Source organism: Streptomyces sp. NPDC048483, from assembly GCF_040651455.1.
In the GTDB taxonomy this organism is placed as follows: Bacteria; Actinomycetota; Actinomycetes; order Streptomycetales; family Streptomycetaceae; genus Streptomyces.
This window is the reverse complement of sequence record NZ_JBEZJZ010000084.1, coordinates 20,878-36,638: the sequence shown is the minus strand read 5'-3', so window position 1 is coordinate 36,638 and position 15,761 is coordinate 20,878. Positions and strand designations below refer to the sequence as shown.

General features: G+C 67.0%; 11 protein-coding genes and 2 pseudogenes. 6 read left to right on the top strand and 7 right to left on the bottom strand.

Annotation, left to right across the window (positions count from 1 at the left end; genetic code table 11):
- Nucleotides 1-171: 171 nt before the first annotated feature.
- A complete protein-coding gene (locus tag AB0D04_RS31505) occupies nucleotides 172-1,299 on the top strand; it encodes a cytochrome P450 (protein WP_362710196.1) in 1,128 nt (375 codons plus the stop codon).
- An 87-nt stretch (nucleotides 1,300-1,386) separates the two neighbouring features.
- Here the strand turns inward: AB0D04_RS31505 and AB0D04_RS31500 are convergent, their stop codons facing one another.
- The 3 genes and pseudogenes from AB0D04_RS31500 to AB0D04_RS31490 all read right to left on the bottom strand — a co-directional run.
- Complete coding sequence (locus AB0D04_RS31500) at nucleotides 1,387-2,484, bottom strand: hypothetical protein (RefSeq protein WP_362710194.1); 1,098 nt, start codon at nucleotides 2,482-2,484, stop codon at nucleotides 1,387-1,389.
- Between the two features lie 2 nt (nucleotides 2,485-2,486).
- Nucleotides 2,487-3,260, bottom strand: a complete 774-nt coding sequence (locus AB0D04_RS31495; protein WP_362710192.1) for a methyltransferase domain-containing protein — start codon at nucleotides 3,258-3,260, stop codon at nucleotides 2,487-2,489.
- 574 nt (nucleotides 3,261-3,834) lie between these two features.
- A pseudogene (locus AB0D04_RS31490) lies at nucleotides 3,835-4,032 on the bottom strand (methylmalonate-semialdehyde dehydrogenase (CoA acylating)); the annotation flags it as partial.
- Between the two features lie 670 nt (nucleotides 4,033-4,702).
- Here AB0D04_RS31490 and AB0D04_RS31485 point away from each other — a divergent pair.
- Nucleotides 4,703-5,821 carry an acyltransferase gene (locus tag AB0D04_RS31485; protein ID WP_362710189.1) on the top strand — a complete coding sequence of 373 codons (1,119 nt, stop codon included), beginning with the start codon at nucleotides 4,703-4,705 and terminating at the stop codon, nucleotides 5,819-5,821.
- A 428-nt stretch (nucleotides 5,822-6,249) separates the two neighbouring features.
- On the opposite strand, the gene AB0D04_RS31480 is transcribed toward AB0D04_RS31485, so the two are convergent.
- Together AB0D04_RS31480 and AB0D04_RS31475 are read right to left on the bottom strand one after the other, a co-directional pair.
- Nucleotides 6,250-7,275: an NAD-dependent epimerase/dehydratase family protein gene (locus AB0D04_RS31480; RefSeq protein WP_362710187.1), complete on the bottom strand. Its 1,026-nt coding sequence runs from the start codon at nucleotides 7,273-7,275 to the stop codon at nucleotides 6,250-6,252.
- A 388-nt stretch (nucleotides 7,276-7,663) separates the two neighbouring features.
- A complete protein-coding gene (locus AB0D04_RS31475; protein WP_362710184.1) occupies nucleotides 7,664-8,305 on the bottom strand; it encodes a DUF6333 family protein in 642 nt (213 codons plus the stop codon).
- Between the two features lie 305 nt (nucleotides 8,306-8,610).
- On the opposite strand from AB0D04_RS31475, the gene AB0D04_RS31470 reads away from it, so the two are divergent.
- On the top strand, nucleotides 8,611-9,441 hold the full coding sequence (locus AB0D04_RS31470) for a DUF6461 domain-containing protein (RefSeq protein ID WP_362710181.1): 831 nt from the start codon (nucleotides 8,611-8,613) through the stop codon (nucleotides 9,439-9,441).
- Between the two features lie 283 nt (nucleotides 9,442-9,724).
- Here the strand turns inward: AB0D04_RS31470 and AB0D04_RS31465 are convergent, their stop codons facing one another.
- Together AB0D04_RS31465 and AB0D04_RS31460 are read right to left on the bottom strand one after the other, a co-directional pair.
- Nucleotides 9,725-10,291, bottom strand: a complete 567-nt coding sequence (locus AB0D04_RS31465; protein ID WP_362710205.1) for a hypothetical protein — start codon at nucleotides 10,289-10,291, stop codon at nucleotides 9,725-9,727.
- 79 nt (nucleotides 10,292-10,370) lie between these two features.
- Nucleotides 10,371-10,439, bottom strand: a pseudogene (locus AB0D04_RS31460) (hypothetical protein); the annotation flags it as partial.
- A gap of 938 nt (nucleotides 10,440-11,377) precedes the next feature.
- Here AB0D04_RS31460 and AB0D04_RS31455 point away from each other — a divergent pair.
- From AB0D04_RS31455 to AB0D04_RS31445, 3 genes are all read left to right on the top strand, one after another.
- Nucleotides 11,378-11,848, top strand: a complete 471-nt coding sequence (locus AB0D04_RS31455; RefSeq protein ID WP_362710178.1) for an NUDIX domain-containing protein — start codon at nucleotides 11,378-11,380, stop codon at nucleotides 11,846-11,848.
- A gap of 209 nt (nucleotides 11,849-12,057) precedes the next feature.
- The gene (locus tag AB0D04_RS31450) at nucleotides 12,058-12,546 is read left to right on the top strand and encodes a carboxymuconolactone decarboxylase family protein (protein ID WP_362710175.1); all 489 of its coding nucleotides are present in this window, start codon (nucleotides 12,058-12,060) and stop codon (nucleotides 12,544-12,546) included.
- A 485-nt stretch (nucleotides 12,547-13,031) separates the two neighbouring features.
- The gene (locus AB0D04_RS31445; protein WP_362710172.1) at nucleotides 13,032-15,683 is read left to right on the top strand and encodes a BRCT domain-containing protein; all 2,652 of its coding nucleotides are present in this window, start codon (nucleotides 13,032-13,034) and stop codon (nucleotides 15,681-15,683) included.
- Nucleotides 15,684-15,761 lie beyond the last annotated feature (78 nt).

The window sequence follows — 15,761 nt, the reverse complement described above, 5'->3', positions numbered from 1 at the left end:
CACCAGGGGCCGCCGTCGCCCAAGGGGATCACGGTCACCGCCGACACCCACGAGGAGACGGCCGCGCGAAGCCCGTACGAGCCGGCCTGGCTCGTCCTGGGCCACCGAGAGAATCTGGAGGTGGCCCGAAGCCCTGGCCGGTTCTCTCGCGACCCCCGCGCATGGGGTGCCGTGCTGGACGGGACGGTGGCCCCCGAGAAGTACCCACTCGCGCCGATGGTGACCTGGTGGCCGGTGATCAATTTCAACGACGGCCCGGTCTTCGAGCGGCTGAGGGGCGCGGTGCTTGAGTCCCTGCAGCGCTTCGACCGGCGCGGGATTCGCCGGTACGTCACCCGGTTCGCCGACCAACTCATCGATGCCTTCGCCTCCAACGGCCAGGCCGATCTCGTGGCGGAGTTCTCCAGTCAGCTGCCGATGCTGGTGATGACGCAGCTGATCGGTGCTCCGGAGGAACACGGTCCCAGGCTCGTTCGGGCAGTGCCTGACATGCTGGAGGGCACGGAGACCGCCCTCGAAAGCGATGAGTACGTCACGAAGATGCTGTATCAGCTGGTGGAGAGCAAGAAAGCCAGTCGTGGGTACGACCTCACGTCCTGGCTGCTCGACCACCCCGCCAGGCTGACAGATGTCGAGGTACTGGCGCACGTGCGAGTGGTCCTGGTCGCAGCGTACGCAACCACCGCGAACCTGATCGCGAACACCCTGCGGATGGTCCTCACCGATCCGCGCTTTCGCGCGAACCTCTCGGGTGGCCGCATGACGCTGACGGAAGCTCTGGAGCAGGTGCTGTGGGATCAGACTCCCATCAACACCGTCTTGGGCCGCTGGGCCACGGCAGACACCAAGCTGGGCGGGCAGGAGATCAAGCGTGGTGACATGCTCCTGTTGTCCCTCGCTGCAGGCAACGTCGATCCCGCGGTCCGGCCGGACCTGACCGTGCCGGTCCACGGAAACCGTTCCCACTTGGCATTCAGCGCGGGCGCCCACGAATGCCCAGGCCAGGACATCGGTCGGGCCATCGCCGACACCGGCATCGAGGCCCTTTTGGCGCGCTTGCCCGACATCGAGCTGACGGTGCACGACTTCGAGCTGGAGCGCCGGGGCACGCTGATGTCCCAGCACCTCGTACGGCTACCGGTGCGGTTCGAGCCCCGGTCTGTCGCCGCCACCGCACCGCGGCCCCAGCCCGATCCGCTGCCGCCGCTCGCTCCACCGGAGGAGGCAGTTCAGCCTGCGACAGTCCGGCCGCGGCCTTGGCGGTGGTCGTGGCTGAGCCGCCTGCTCGGCCGGCGCTAGCCCCGCTATGAGGGCCCGCAGCACATCGCTGCGGGCCCTTTGCCCTGCTAGGCACAGGCGCAGGTGCGCCGAGCCGTGCCCGGCTGGTCACTGCTCCAGTTGCTGCCACCACCAGTTCAGGGACGGAACGGCGGGCGGCGCGATGCTCGGATCGCTCGGGGAATCGCTCCAGAGCACATCGAATGTCGCCCCTTCCACCGGCCAGGCGTTGCGGTTGCGGGGACTCGCGTAGCGGGGAGCGGCGTTCTGCCAGGCGATGCTGCCGGCGATGTAGTTCTGCAGGGAATCGAGGTATCGCTGAAGCTGCTCGTCCGCCCCCCGAGCGAGCTGTGCGTGCAGACGGAGAAAGAGCGTCATCACACGGTCCCGCAGGGCGACTGCCTCAGTGACTGCCTCTCTGGGTGCGCATCCTCGCTCGTGGGCCAGTACGTTGATCAAGTTCTGCTCCCATGGCTCTTGATCGTCGTCCTTGTTGTAGGAGAAGAGATCGTTGTCGGCGGCGACGATCCATCCCGCTGCGTCGGTCACGGCCTGGACCGGGGCCGCGTAGAGGCTGTCCGGCGGCAGATCGATCCCGTTCGCGGAGTCGGCCCATGTGAGGCTGAACCGGGTGCCGTTCGCGAGAGCGCCAAGACCGGCGTAATCAGTGAGGCTGGGCATGCGTCCGCGCTCAGCCTGAGCCGTGCGCCAGCCCGCCCCGATCAACCAGTCCCGTGCTCCCTCTGCGAACCTGCGCAGTTGAAACGGCGTGAGCAGATCGTGTGTCCTCTGCACCAGGTCATCCAGCGCCGAGGTAAGGGGCCCCGGAGGAAGGAGGGCGCACCCAGGCATCTCCAGGGCCCTGGCGAGCCGGGCGCCGTGGTCGGTGATCGACGCGGTACTGGTGGCGGCCGGTCCGGAGTCCTGCCAGTCGTCCACGGCGTTCGCCCAGTAATTCCACAACGTGAACGTCAGTACGTGATCGACGTTGCCGTCAGGGATGATCCTGCAGGAGAAGTCTGCGCTGTGCGTGGCCAGGCCCCAGGCGCGTTCGGTGGCATCGGGGTAGATCCCGAAGGTATCGATCCATTCCGTGGCCTGCTGCTCGATCTCCGCTGCCTTCGGGTGGCAGGTGGAGGCGAAGGGGCAGAAGAACGGGGGAAGTTGCCAGCCGATGCGTGAAGCGTGGCCGTGTTCGGCGATCACGGTCAGCTGCCTCCGAGCCGGAAATGCAACAGGCGGGTTTCCACGGCGTGGTCGCGCCAGATGCGGAACAATTTGCCGTGGGCGATGGCGCTCTGCTGGAGCCGCTCCCGAGACCAGGATGCCGGTTCGCCGCCCTGTTCCAGACGGGACAGTTCGGCCGTGTTCCAGGCCATGGACTGCAGCCAGAACTCGCTGACGCCGTCCGTGACGTCCTCATCCTGTTCCAGCTCGAAGCCGACGGCCTCCGCGGCGCGGATGTACTCGGTGAGGGTGCCGAGCCGCGTCTTATAGTAGTCGTCGATCCAGTCGATCCATTCGGGACGGCAGATGAAGTGCTCTTGGATGCCGAACCAGCCCCCGGGCCGCAGCGCCCTCGCCACCACCTGAAACAGCTGCTGGCGGTCCATATAGCCGGAGCTTTCGATGGCATAGGCAGCGTCGTAGCAACGCTCGTCGGTCATGCTGTGGATGTCGCCGACGCGAGGGGCGACGTGGCCGGAAACACCTGCCTGCCTGGCGAGCTCCCTGATGACCGGTACATGGTCGTTCGCGACGGTGAGACCCGTGACCTTCGCGCCATGTTCCTGCGCCCAGTAGAGGCTGCCGCCGCCCAGCCCGCAACCGATGTCGAGCAGGTGTGCAGGATATGACTGGCCGACCGCCCAGGTGCGCGCTGCGCGGTCGAGAATCGCCTCCTGGGCGCTGATGATCCGGCTCTTGAGGACCCGCTGAGTGACGGTCGTGTTGAGCTTGACCGCCGGATCGAACAGGCCCACATGGAAGTGGACCCGGGGCCCTGGACCGTACTTGTGAAGTATGTCCTGGGTTTTGCGTGCGTAGTAACGCGGCACTTCCGTGTCATCGAACGCCGGGCCATCTGCGCGCGACTGAGTGACAGGGTGAGCGTTCATCGGTTCTCCGGATGTCATCTGATCCACTCGGGTGCCGGACCTCACTGCCCGCGACTGGCCAGAATGATGCCATCGCGTTGTGTGCATCCGGCCGTTGATATTCAGTTGTGATCAGCAACGATCCTCTCTACGTTCCGGTCACGCCAGATTGCCGCCGGGACTGCTCCCGGCAACAGCTGCGCAGCCACGCGCTCGCCTCCGTCGACGGCATGTCGGGCTGAGAAAGGTCGGTTCGCGGGGTGCCCTGCACCGGATGCGACATACGAATGCGATCAAGTCGGCTTGTTGCTGGCCTCGTTGAGGCGCATACGGCTTCTCAACCGGCCCCCTGGTCCTCTCATCAAGCACCTCAAGGCAGCTGCTTTGGGGCGGAGAAACACCAGAGGATAAGGAGGGCCGGTGGACGGAGCCTGGGTCTTCGCCCCGGTCGGAGTCGTGGGCGGTGGGCCTCCGTGGCAGCGGCGATCGCCGTCTCGGTCTCGGCGCGGTCGGCGAGCGGAACGCGGGCCTGCACCATGCCGGTGTTGGGGTCGTGCACACCCCTGTAGATCCCCGAGGTGCCCGAGGTGTGCTTGCCGCCGATGAAATGTGCCAGTTCACGGCGTCGCGACCCAAGTACTCTCCCCGGCCGGCGGATTGCCGATGTTCGACGGCCCCGCGGTCTTCGCCCGCACCGTCAGTCCAAGCGCCACTCTGCGGTTTACCACCCCCTCGAGCCGGTGCCCTGGGCGGGGTAGCGGGCGGGCGCGGCGGCGAGAGCTGCGGCCAGGCGCATGGACGCGTCGGGGCGGGTGGCCGGCGGAGTGGGCGCGATGGCCGGTCGGGTGGGACCGGTGGGGCGGTCGACGCGGAAGGTGCGCCAGGCGTCACAGACTCTGCCGGAGACCGGTGGGCACCCGGAGAAGTGGCCACGGCGGACGTCGTCGATGCCATCCGCTACATCGTCGACAACGGCACCGAATGACGGGCGCTACCTGCGCACTTCCCGCCCCGGCCGACAGTTACGGGTTCTTCTGGCGATGGAACCGGACCGGCGTGGTCGCCTGGATCCACAAACAGCTCCGGCAGGATTGAGAGTCCAGACAGCTCGTTCAACAGTGCGAGAACCTCTGTTTTGAACCCGCCACCGCCACCCGAAGAGTCGCCACGTCGAAAGGCTCACTTGATTCCCTGCGGGCTCTGCCATGATGGGCGAGGCGATGCTTCTCGGCGAAGCACCCCGACGGGAAGTACAGATGAGAGATTTTTACCAGATTAGATTCCCGCCCGCCGGTTCTTTGAGCCGGTCTCACGCCACGCGGTCGACGGTGAAGTCGCAGGCACGGAAGGATGCACCGCCTGATCACGGGATCGGGTCCGGGAAACTCCCTTCTCTTACCGGGTTACGTTTCGTTGCTGCTGCCGGTGTCGTCTTTACACACTGCATGGCACTCATCGACCCGAGTATCACCACGTCTCTCGCGCCGCCGATCTGGGTGGGTGCGAGTTCAGTATCGCTCTTCTTCATCCTGAGCGGCTACGTGCTGACCCATTCCGCCCGCCCGCATGATTCTGCGGGTTCGTTCTGGCGTCGGCGAGCTGCGAAGATTCTTCCCAATCACATTGTCACCTGGTGTGCGATGATGATGGCCCTTGCCGCAAGTGGCGTGGTGAATTCCAAGACGGCCCCAGAGGGCATCGCGAGTCTTCTTCTTGTGCATCCCTGGATTCCTCAACAGAGCTTCGCTTCCGGGGGGAACCCCGTCTCCTGGTCCCTCGGCGTGGAGATGTTCTTCTATCTGCTTTTTCCTGTGCTTCGGTTGTGGGTCGAGCGCCTGACGGGGCGAGCTCTCCTCATCGGCATGGCAACGGCGTTGGCTGTCGTTTGGGCTTGCCCTCTGCTCTGCCCCCTCTTTACGGAAAACCCTGACGCCTTGCTCTTTCCGGGACTCTGGCTCCTGTACTATCTTCCGTTGGCACGCCTGCCTGAGTTCATCGTCGGGATGATGCTGGCTCGTATGCTCTCGGTGGGGGTCCGGCTGCCGCGTATCGGCCTTTCTGTGTCTTCCTTGGCAGTGGTCGCGACGATTGTGGTGCTGGGGTCATATCTTCCGCATCGATTCATGTTTGCGGCCGCCACGGCGCTTCCACTCGTTCTGCTGGTAAAGGCCGCCGCCGAGTCGGATCTGCAGGGCAGGCGATCCGTTCTGCGCACACCTGCCCTGGTCTTCCTGGGGGAGATCTCTTACGCCATGTATCTCGTGCACTTCATTGTTCTGGGTCTTACCGATCTGTGCGTGTCGGGGATCGGGGGGAGCAAATTCCAAGTGGTTTTGGCGGGTGTTCCACTTTCCGTGCTTGTTTCGTGGCTGCTGTACGCGCGAGTGGAGCGGCCGTGCATGCGTCTCCTTTTGACAGCAAGGAATCGAATGGAGCCAGTCGCGTGACACAGTCCAGGCAGGTATCCGCGGGCAGCAAGGCTGTAATGGGAGAATGGAAACAACACGGCATAAGACGCGGCCTCCTGGCCCCGCCCAGGAGGCTGCGGTCCACGGGAAATAGGTGCTCCGCACGCAGCTCACCGCGAAGCGGGCATTGCTTTTCGCTCTGGCGCAATGTGGGGATCCGCTGGCGCAGTTGGGGTGCCGGCCCTGGCGAGCTGATCCGTACCCGCTGTACCGGGCGATGCGGGAGCGGGGTGGGATCTACCGGGGCAGAGCTGATGCGTTCTCAGGCTGTGAGATGAGGCAGGTCGAGTGCGTGCTCGGGCGTGACAGATAGTGGTCGGCGGCTGCAGCGATGTTCGCAGGTGATGCAGGGCCTCGAGGGACCAGTGCCCGCGGAACAACGCAACGAGCCGGGCCAGGGCACTGGATCAGGCCCCCAGCGGGCGCCGGGCATCCCACTCCTCGAGTACGGCGTCGTGCTTGCGCTGGTCCAGCCCGACGGGAACCTGTCCCTGCAGGTACTGCGGCGCCGGATACTCGCCGCTTCGGAGGGCCCGCCAGGTGTCGGCGACAATCTCGGAAACCGGCCGGCACCGCAGTCCGGCGGCCAGGGCCTTCTGCGACGACGCCTGCCAGGTGCCGGCCACCTGAGGTATGTCCGGTGTCCACAGAGGCAGTTCGCTCCATGGGATGACGTCCCGCGCTTTCAGGAACGACTCGTCGACCCACACCAGTTCGGTGTCTGCGCCGGTGACGCGGACGCAGTCCCTCAGCAGGTCTCCCATGGTGGTGTTGCCCCGGATTCCACTGGTCACATAACGGCCGCTGCTCTGTGCGGCCAACTGGCCGAACATGAACAGGGCGATGTCGCGGGCGTCAATCAGCTGCATCCGCCGGTCCGGGGCGCCCGGTGCCAGCACGCGCCCGCCCCGGGCGATGGTCTTCAGCCACCACGGGAGCCGTCCGACGTTCTCCCCGGGGCCGGTGATGATCCCCGGATTGATGATCAGCGCCCGTTCAGGAAAGCTCTCCTCCACGGCTCGTTCGCAACCTGCCTTGAGCGCGTTGTAGACCACTTCGTCCGGTCCCGCATCTGGCGGGCACCGGTGCCGCGGGAAGCTCTCGTCGACTCCCTTGGCCGGCCAGTCGGCGTAGGCGTGGAAGGAGGAGACGAAGGCATAGGCCGTCGCATGCGCGGCCAATATCCGTGCCGAGAGCCGCACGGTACGCGGTACGAACCCGCACGTGTCGATGACGGCGTCCCAATGGCGCCCGTCCACCAGCGCCCTCAGTGCTGCTTCGTCCTCCCGGTCGCCCTTGACGGCCTCGGCACCGGAGGGGTTCGGGCCGGACACTCCGCGGTTGAAGAGGGTCATCTCGTCGCCACGTCGGAGGGCCTCGTCCACGAGTGCACGCCCCAGGAACACAGTTCCACCAATGATCAAAATCTTCATAGCGGCGCAGCGTGTCATCGCATGGGCCGCCCGCGTATCCACGTTCTCCAGCAGCGAAGCCCCACCGCCGCGCCCGCTGCCCGCAGCCGGGCGGGGTGAATGCGTCCTGAGGTGACGAGCTCAACGGTTCGCCCCAATGGGGCGGGGCTGAGGCCACACAAGCCCCTGAAGGTTGCGACGCTGCTGGGGTCACCAGTCGCCGCGTTACGCTCCACGGGCGTAACGCCGCTGCCGGCCACCGTCGACGATGACCTGCTCGCTGCCGTCCCGCCCCAGAGTGCCAACGGGCCCGCGGCTACCGCACGATCGAGTCCAGGCAGATGTCGCGGGGGCGTGGACGGATCCGTACTGACGGTGACGCATCAACTTCAAGCCATAGCAATCAGGTTCAGATGAAGTGCAGGCCCTCCATGTCCCGAACCGCATCCTCGGAGTGCCGCACACAGAACGCCGTCGCCTGCATCTGCTCCCACCCCCACGGGTCCGAATGCCCCAGTGCCAGACCCGCCAGCCGCGCCCACTCGACCTCGTTCGCTTCCTCGTCCAGGTCTACGCCGGCGTTGTCCAGCATCCAGCCCTTGAGGCCCAGGGAGGCGATCGCCGTGTGCGGGTCACCGGTGACAACGAACGGCTCATCCCCCGGCCAGCCCGACGCGTGGAACATTGCGCCGTTCGGCAGCCACACGATGCCCTCGGTGTGCTCCATGCCACCGTGGTAGGCGACCCGGCCCACGATCCGCGCGTCGGGGAACCGCTCGCGCAGCACGTCGGCCGCCGAGCCCAGCGGCTCGTCATTCCCCTCGGTCGCGAACGCTGGATCCGCGATCCCCACCATGCTCCCCCACGCCGCGACATGCACCACGTCCAGATCGGCACGCACCGCCGAGGGCAACGGCGTCTGCACGGAGCACGGACCGAGGTCCTCCAGTACCTCCTCAATGCTCTCCAACGACTCGGCGAACGCGCGGGCCCGCGCCGGGTCTTGCGGGGGGTAATTCCGGGCGTCGATGTTGAACGGCGGCTCGAACACCGTCAGATGACATCACCCCATCAAGCCACGCACGATCCGGTCCGGCGCATAAGTCCAGTACTTGCTCTTGCTCATGCGGGGCACCGTAGCGGCAGCCAGTGACAGGAGAACAAGAGAGACAACCGGTCAAGAGTCCTTGTGACTGGTCGGGATCGAGGACACCTGGTCGTGGCAACTGACGCCCATGCTTCGTCGGCACGACTGTCGACACGGCAGGTCGACCGGCGGGGTGGGGTGTCAGTGCTGTCTCTTAGGATTACGGCGAATGTGCAGGGCATCTGCATGCGAACCCAGGGAGAGACGCCGTGAACAACGGGATTCAGTGGTTGATCGACGGGGACACCGGCATGGAGACGATGATTGGTGTGGTGTTCGCCCGCGGCATCGAAGCCCGTGAGTTGGCAATGCGCCTGGGGGCACCGGAAGGGCCGGGCGCCGACCCCCTAACCGACGCCGAGATCTCTCATCTTGATGTGGAGGCATACCGGCCGGGCGAGTCCGGTGATGGTGTGGTCCGTGTGGGTGAGCACGCCGGGTGGGCATTCGCGATCGAGTACGGCCACTGCGAGGGCCTGTCGCGCCTTGAGGAGGTCTCTCGCGGGGGCGTGGAGGCTGTGTACTACTCGCACAACCCCGAGCATCCGCCGACCATCGTGTTCTATGCCCGCGACGGCCGCAGCATCTGCGGCTTCGGACTGAGAGAGGAGAGGATCCGTTGGGGGGAGGAGCCCGATCTCCTGGTGCCCGAACTCGTCGCCGCCCGGATCCTCACGGCCAACGGCACCGATCTTCGAGAGGACGAAGGCGACGACGACACCGATCGTAAGCGCCGTGCCCTGGCCGTTTTCGAGGAACGCTTCGGCCTCTCCCTGCCCCGGACCGTGTTCACCGTTGACCGTCTGCCCGTTCACGCGGTCAACGGGGCGCCTGCCCCGGACTTTGACGCGGTCCGCGCCTGGGCGGAGGACAACGGCCATCCCGTCCCTGACGAGCGACTTGGTCTGATCCCTGCCCGTCTGCACCACTCCTTCGTCCGGGACACCGACCCTCAATGGCAGCAGCGCCTCGGGTACAGGTCCGGGCCGGCCATCACTAGTTTCCACGTCGGCGGGGGCTTGGGAAGCGCTTCGGAATAGTTCTCTCCGCAACAGGAACGAGGTCGTTGACCGGCAGAGACAGCTCGGTGCCGGTGGCAGGTAGGCCGACCAGCACGAGCGGGTACCGACAACAACGACCAAACGGTGCCAACGATCGCGACCAGGGCGGAGCGTCGGGCCTGCTCGGTGGGGTCCGCCTGTGTCATCTGTCGCGACCAGTCGGAGTCCTTGGCAAGGGGTGCCTTGAGACGCAGGGGTGGCCGCCATCCGGCAGGGCGCGCGTCGTCCAACCGGCTGTCGCCTCTGCCGCAACACAGCCGCGTCACGCGTCGTCCCGCTCCTGAATGACCTCTCGCAGCGTGGCGGCGGCGTCGGGCAGGGTGTGCTTGTGGCCGGCGAGCCAGCGCAGGTGCGGCTCGGCTCGGCTCGGCTCGGCTCCCTGGAGCATGCCGGAACGGGGGTGAGCCACCACCAGGGCACGATGGGTGCCGCGCTCCAGCACGTGGCTGATGAAGTCGACGTCGACGACGCCCTCGGCCGCGGCGATGTGCCCGTCGACGAAGCCGGCCCCCGGCCGTGGTGCAGCAGTTCCAGCCGTAAGGGCCGACCCGCTCCCGCATGCCGACGAGACCGAAGCCGTGGGCCAAGCCCTTCCCACGGCACCGCTCCCGTCGTCGACGACCTCAGTCGACGGCCGCCCGATACGGTAAGCAGACAGGTCGATGTCGGCCGGCAATGGACGCTGATCCCCACTGCGACGCACGTCGACGCGTACCCCCGCGTCCGCGGTCGCCGCCGCCAGCCGTTCGAGGTCCGCAAGCCCCGGAGAGGTCGCGAGCGATACCCGCCCCGAGTTCGCCTTGCCCGGGTCGGCCTGACGGAGCGCCACCAGCGGGCGCCGCAGGCCCGTTCAGGGTCTCTCTGCTGGTGGCCTCGACGGCTCGCAGTGCTTCGCGGGCCTCCGCGGGCTGTGTCTGGATGACCCGGCTGCCCACCCCGGCCCGGATGGCGATGATGCCGATGCTGTGCGCGACCATGTCGTGCAACTCCCGTGCCATCCACAGCCGTTCGGCGGTCACGGCCCCGGCCACTTCTTGCGTACGCAGCGCCCCGACACCGTGAACCGTGCCCGACGCCCGCGGCGCCCCCCACCAGCAGACCCAGCATGAAGAGGTACAGGCCACCTCCCGCCCAGACCATGACCTTCGTTCTCGTCATCGGCGGTGTGCCCTCTCGGGAGCGAAATCGCGCTGCGAAACGCGCGCAGACAACGGGGTCAGTGTGGCGTGCATGCCGCGAGACTGACCAGCCGCTGCCCGCGCGGCATCGGCCCGGGGATGTACGCCCGCGGGCTCACCCGGCCGCGCGATCGCCGCCCACGGCCCCATGCCCGGACGGGGGCCTCCCGGCAGGGGTGTCCCTGTGATCGAAGTCAACGAACTCACCAAGCGCTACGGCGACAAGACCGCCGTCGACCACCTGTGCTTCATTGGGGCTGTCCTGCCAGGTATTCGGTGCTGTCGGCGGTGAGTTCCATAAAGGCCGCCTCCAGTGAGGCGGTGCGGGTGGCCAGCTCCTCCAGCTGGATACGGTTCTCGAAGGCGAGCGCTCCGATGCGGTCCGCCCGGGAGCCCGGTCACAGCGAGCTTCTCGACACCGGCCGAGCCCTCCGGCTCGACCGAGACGCCCGCCGCGGTCAGCACGGCTGTCAGCTCGGCGGCCTGCGGTGTCCCGACCACGACGCTGCGGCGGGTGGGACATGAAGGTCTCCGTGTGCGGTGAAGATTCGACACCTCCACCGCACACGGAGGCCTTCACCATGCTCAAGGCCCAGCCGCGTAAACAACGCCGCGGGTCAATACACGTCATCTGGCTGCGAACGTAATTGACCGAACAAGTCCCAGGTGACGGGCCATGAAAGCTAGCGACGCTGATCTCGGACGTCGAGATAGCGTCCGGTGGGGAGGTTATCGGGATGAGTTTCCGGCTGGCGGCGTACGCCGTGTGCATCGAGGACGGGCGGGTACTGCTCGCCTGTCACGTACCACCGCAGGGTGAGACCAACTGGACGCTTCCGGGCGGCAGGGTCGAGCATGCGGAGGATCCGTTCGATGCGGTGATCCGGGAGGTCGCTGAGGAGACCGGCTGCGATGCGGTGGTCGAACGCCTGCTGGGCGTGGACTCAAGGATCATCCCCGCAGCCGAACGCACCGTCCCCGGCGGACCAGAACACCAAAATGTCGGCATCTTCTACCGGGTCCGCATCACCGGCGGCCAACTCCGACCTGAGCCGAACGGCGAGATCGCCGAGTCGATCTGGACTCCGCTTCCCGACGTCGCCCGCCTACGCCGGTCATCGCTGGTCGACATCGGCCTGACCCTGGCGCAGATCCTTCCAGCGACCGGCCACGTTGCTCCCGTCACGGTCGGGCTGATCCAGCACTGAGGCAACCAGCAGCACCCACCTGGCCTGATCGACCGTCGTCTGACACACATGATCAGCCGGACAAGCTCTGGGCGCGGCCCAGGAAGGACAGGGTTGTCACCAGGTCCGGAGCACCCCAGAGAACTTTTCCGGATTCCGGTCACATCTGCGTGCGCCGATCCGTCAGTGCTGTGAAGACGCCAACCAGGCCGAAGCGAAGGAGAGCAGCCATGACGAACACCTCCATCTCCCGGATGCCCAACCCGGCCGAGTTTGTGCCCGAGCTGAACGACATCAGCGCCGCCCTCTTCCGGGCCACGGGCAACCACTCGGTGCCACGCACCACGATGAACCTCGTCCACCTGCGCGCCGGGCAAATCGTCGGCAACACCTACCTGACGATCCTGAACACCGGCTTCCTGCGCAAGGCCGGCCAGTCCGAGGAGCGCATCACCGCCGTCTCCTCCTGGATGGACGCCCCGTACTTCACCGCCGCCGAGCGCGCCGCCCTCGCCTTGGTGGAGGCCACCCTGCAGCCCGCCCCGCACGGTAGGGAGCGCGTCTCCGACGAGCTGTACGGCGAGGTGGCGAAGCACTACGACGAGAAGGCGCTGGCCACCCTGACCATCGCGATCGGCCAGATCAACTTCTTCATCGCCCTTGCCGTCATCGGCAAGCCGCAGCCGGTCGGCTCCCTCGCGGACGAGCAGTGGGACTGACCTGTTGACCTGCCGTTCAGCGGGGTAGCCCGATCCGGCGGCACGAGGCCACATGGTCGTCGATGAACACATCCGGTGCGGCCAGAAGGGCGTTCAGGCCGGCAGCCACACACGAGCCAACGGACGCCCTTCGCCATGGCTGCGGCCGGCGCAGACATCGGACTCATTCATCCAGCCGGTGCAGCGGCTGGATGGGCAGGACTGACGACCGGCTTAAGGGGCGAGGACGAACCCGCCCTTCGAAGCTCCGGTTCCCCCAGTGAGCGACTCGCTGACCTACCAGAACCTGGGCCCTGTTGCGGAAGTCGTCGGCCTTCGAGCATACGAGCGCATATCAATTGAGTACGCGTACCCACTCCTTGCCGGGTAGCCGCACCGCGGAGGGGTTCTGTCGGCCGAGGTGGAGGGCACTTTCTCCGTGCAGACTGGGTTGCGTCCCAAGGTCCAGGTCAGTGCTTGTCAGTGCCTGACCTTACGGTGCAGTCATGGATCTTCAGGGAAAGACAGTTGTGTTGATGGGCCGGTTTCACGGCCTGTCGCAGGCCGAGGCGAAGGCCGGGCTCGAGGCGCTGGGTGCGCGGGTGACGAAAACGGTGTCCAGCAAGACGGACCTGATCTTCCGCTCGCATGATGTGGCTGGTCGCAAGATCGGGAAAGCAAGCCAACTCGGCATACCGATCTACGACTGGAACACGTTGCGGGCCCTGCTCAAGCGTGCGGCCGAGGCCTCGGCCGGTGTTGAGCCCGGCACCGATGAGCCGAGCAGCTTCATGGACCACGCGGCGCTGGCATCGGCAGCGGACCCGGACTCGCTGCTGGGCGTTCTGAGGGAAGCGGACTGGTCCGCCTTCGTGGCCGAGCGGGATCTGCTGCCGCTGCGGAATCGGCTGCAGGAATGGGAACGGACGCACGGAGTATCCGAGGTGCACCGCTTCGCCACTGAGCGGATTCGCAGCCTCGGCAGCACGCGACTGCAGCAGCCGTTCCGCCACTTCACGGAGATCAGTGACCACGCCATCAGCCCGTGTGGATGCTATCTGGCGACCGGCAGCTGGTGCGGCGACGACTACCACCGCGGTGGTGCGCTGCAGATCTGGGAGATCGCCAGCGGCCGCTGCGTGAACGTGCTCGACCGGATCGAGGGCGGGGTCGGCTGGCCCGGCCACACCAACACCCTCCAATGGTCGGCCGATAGCAGGCGCGTCGGGCTCGCGTACAACACCAACCAGATAGGCGTCTTCGATCCGTTCGACGACACCACACACACCTACCCCATCGCCAGCGCGTCGGTGACGAACGGTGGGAACAGGCCCCCGGACTGGGCTCTGGCCCCCGACGGCCGGAGCGCGTTCATTGAGTCGGCGTCCTCCTGCGCGATCAAGGGCTGCGTCGTCCCCCTTGAAGCGGGCGATCTGTTCTGGCTGCCCGAGGACGCGCCGCCCCGGCACCCGTATCTGCTGACGGAAACGCTTCCCGCGGAGTTCGGGCAGGAGGGCGATGAGCTGTGGCCGGAGGACGTCAGCTGGTCACGCGACGGTAGTCGGCTCCTCGCGTACGACGCCGGCGCAAAGCGTCGGCGAACCTTCGCGATCGACCTGCCCACCAAACAGATGTACGGGTTGACCAAGGAGGAACGAAAGGAGGCGAATGCGTGGCACGGCGCCTCGGCGGGTGGCGCTACGGGACAGGTACGGGTCTCCGTGGGCGGGACCGGTGTGACCTTCCATCGGGCCGACACCGGCGGTGTGCTGAGCCACTTCGAGTTCCTCCGCGAACCACCGGAGCCCCGGTGCGTGGAACACGAGTACGGGTTCGACCATCACCCCGTCAACTTCGCGCTGGACGACGACACCTGGTGCGCCGCCTTCGAAGAGGGGGTGGTCATCGCGCCTCCGGACCGCAGAGAAGACCTGGAAGCGGTCCTGGCCTGGTCGGTCGACCGGCGCTTCGCCTGGCCGGTGCGGTGGGGCGGGCTCACGATCGTGCCGGACGCGAAGGACGCCGCCGAGCTGCTCGGACAACGCGGTCTCGGAACCTACGTACGGCAGTACGTCGAGCAGCGGACCCGGGATGCGGAGACAAACCTTCAGACGCCGGACGACAAATCCTGGCCGCCCCCCAACACGGCGACGCTGCATGACCTGTTCGCGGCGGCGCGAGACTCCGTGTCCGAACTCAGGAGCAGCTGGAACCACCATGTCTGCGAGCATCTCCGCCACGCGGCACGGCTGCGGGCCCGACGGGGAGAAGTGAGCGGCGCCGTGGACATGCTCGACGCGATCCCGGAGCCGGACGACCGCGTCGCGGCCTTTGCCGACGTGGCGATGATCCTCGCCCGGGCAGGGCGGGCCGACGAGGCGCGGGCGTTCCTCGCCGAGGTCGAGGCGGGCGCGGAGGCGGCCCTTGGACCGTACAACGTCGCCGACGTGGCGTCCTCGGTCGGCGGAGCGTACGAGGCCATGGGTAATACGGCCGCCGCCGACGTATGGTTCGCCCGCGCCCGTGACGCGATCGAACCGGAGGCCAACGCCTGGCAGAACCGTCTCACGGTCAGCTGGGCGCTGACCGAGTGCGGGCGCGAGGACGAGGCGCGGGCACTGTGGGCGCGCGGCGAGGAGGAGTGGCGGGAGACCCCCAGCACCTTCTACTCCGTGCCATGGCTCCTCTATCTGCTGGGCACCGGCCGGATCGATCTGGCAGAGGAGTTCCTCACAGCGTGTGACGTGGAATGGGACTGGCCGATGGATCCGGTGATCGGTGTCCTGGCCGACCTCGGTCGGACCGATCTGTTCCGCCTGGGCCGGTCGGATGTCCCGGAGTTTCTAGCGGAGTTGCGCTACGAGAAGGCCTTGCGGATGGCCGAGCAGCACACGAGGCGGGCCCACCCGGCGACGCCGAGCGAGGCCGACCTGGCGGCCCTCGCCGAAGCGCACGCCGAGCTGCTCAGGACCCCGCGGGCCCACCGCGAAAGGCCCACCGAGCTGCTCATCGATCAGGCCGCGGAGTGTGGGCACCTCAGCGCGGTGCTGGACCTGCTCGGCAAGCTTCCTTCGCCCCGCGACTTCAACGGCCGGCCGTCGTCAGCGTTCTCCGCGCTGTGGCGCGCCGCCACGGGCCAGGATGTGGCGCCGTGGTGACGCCCGTCTGACTCCCGGTCCGCCGCCTCTCCTCGGCCACCGTCCGGTAGCCGGGGAGAGGGCTCTGGGCTATGGGTC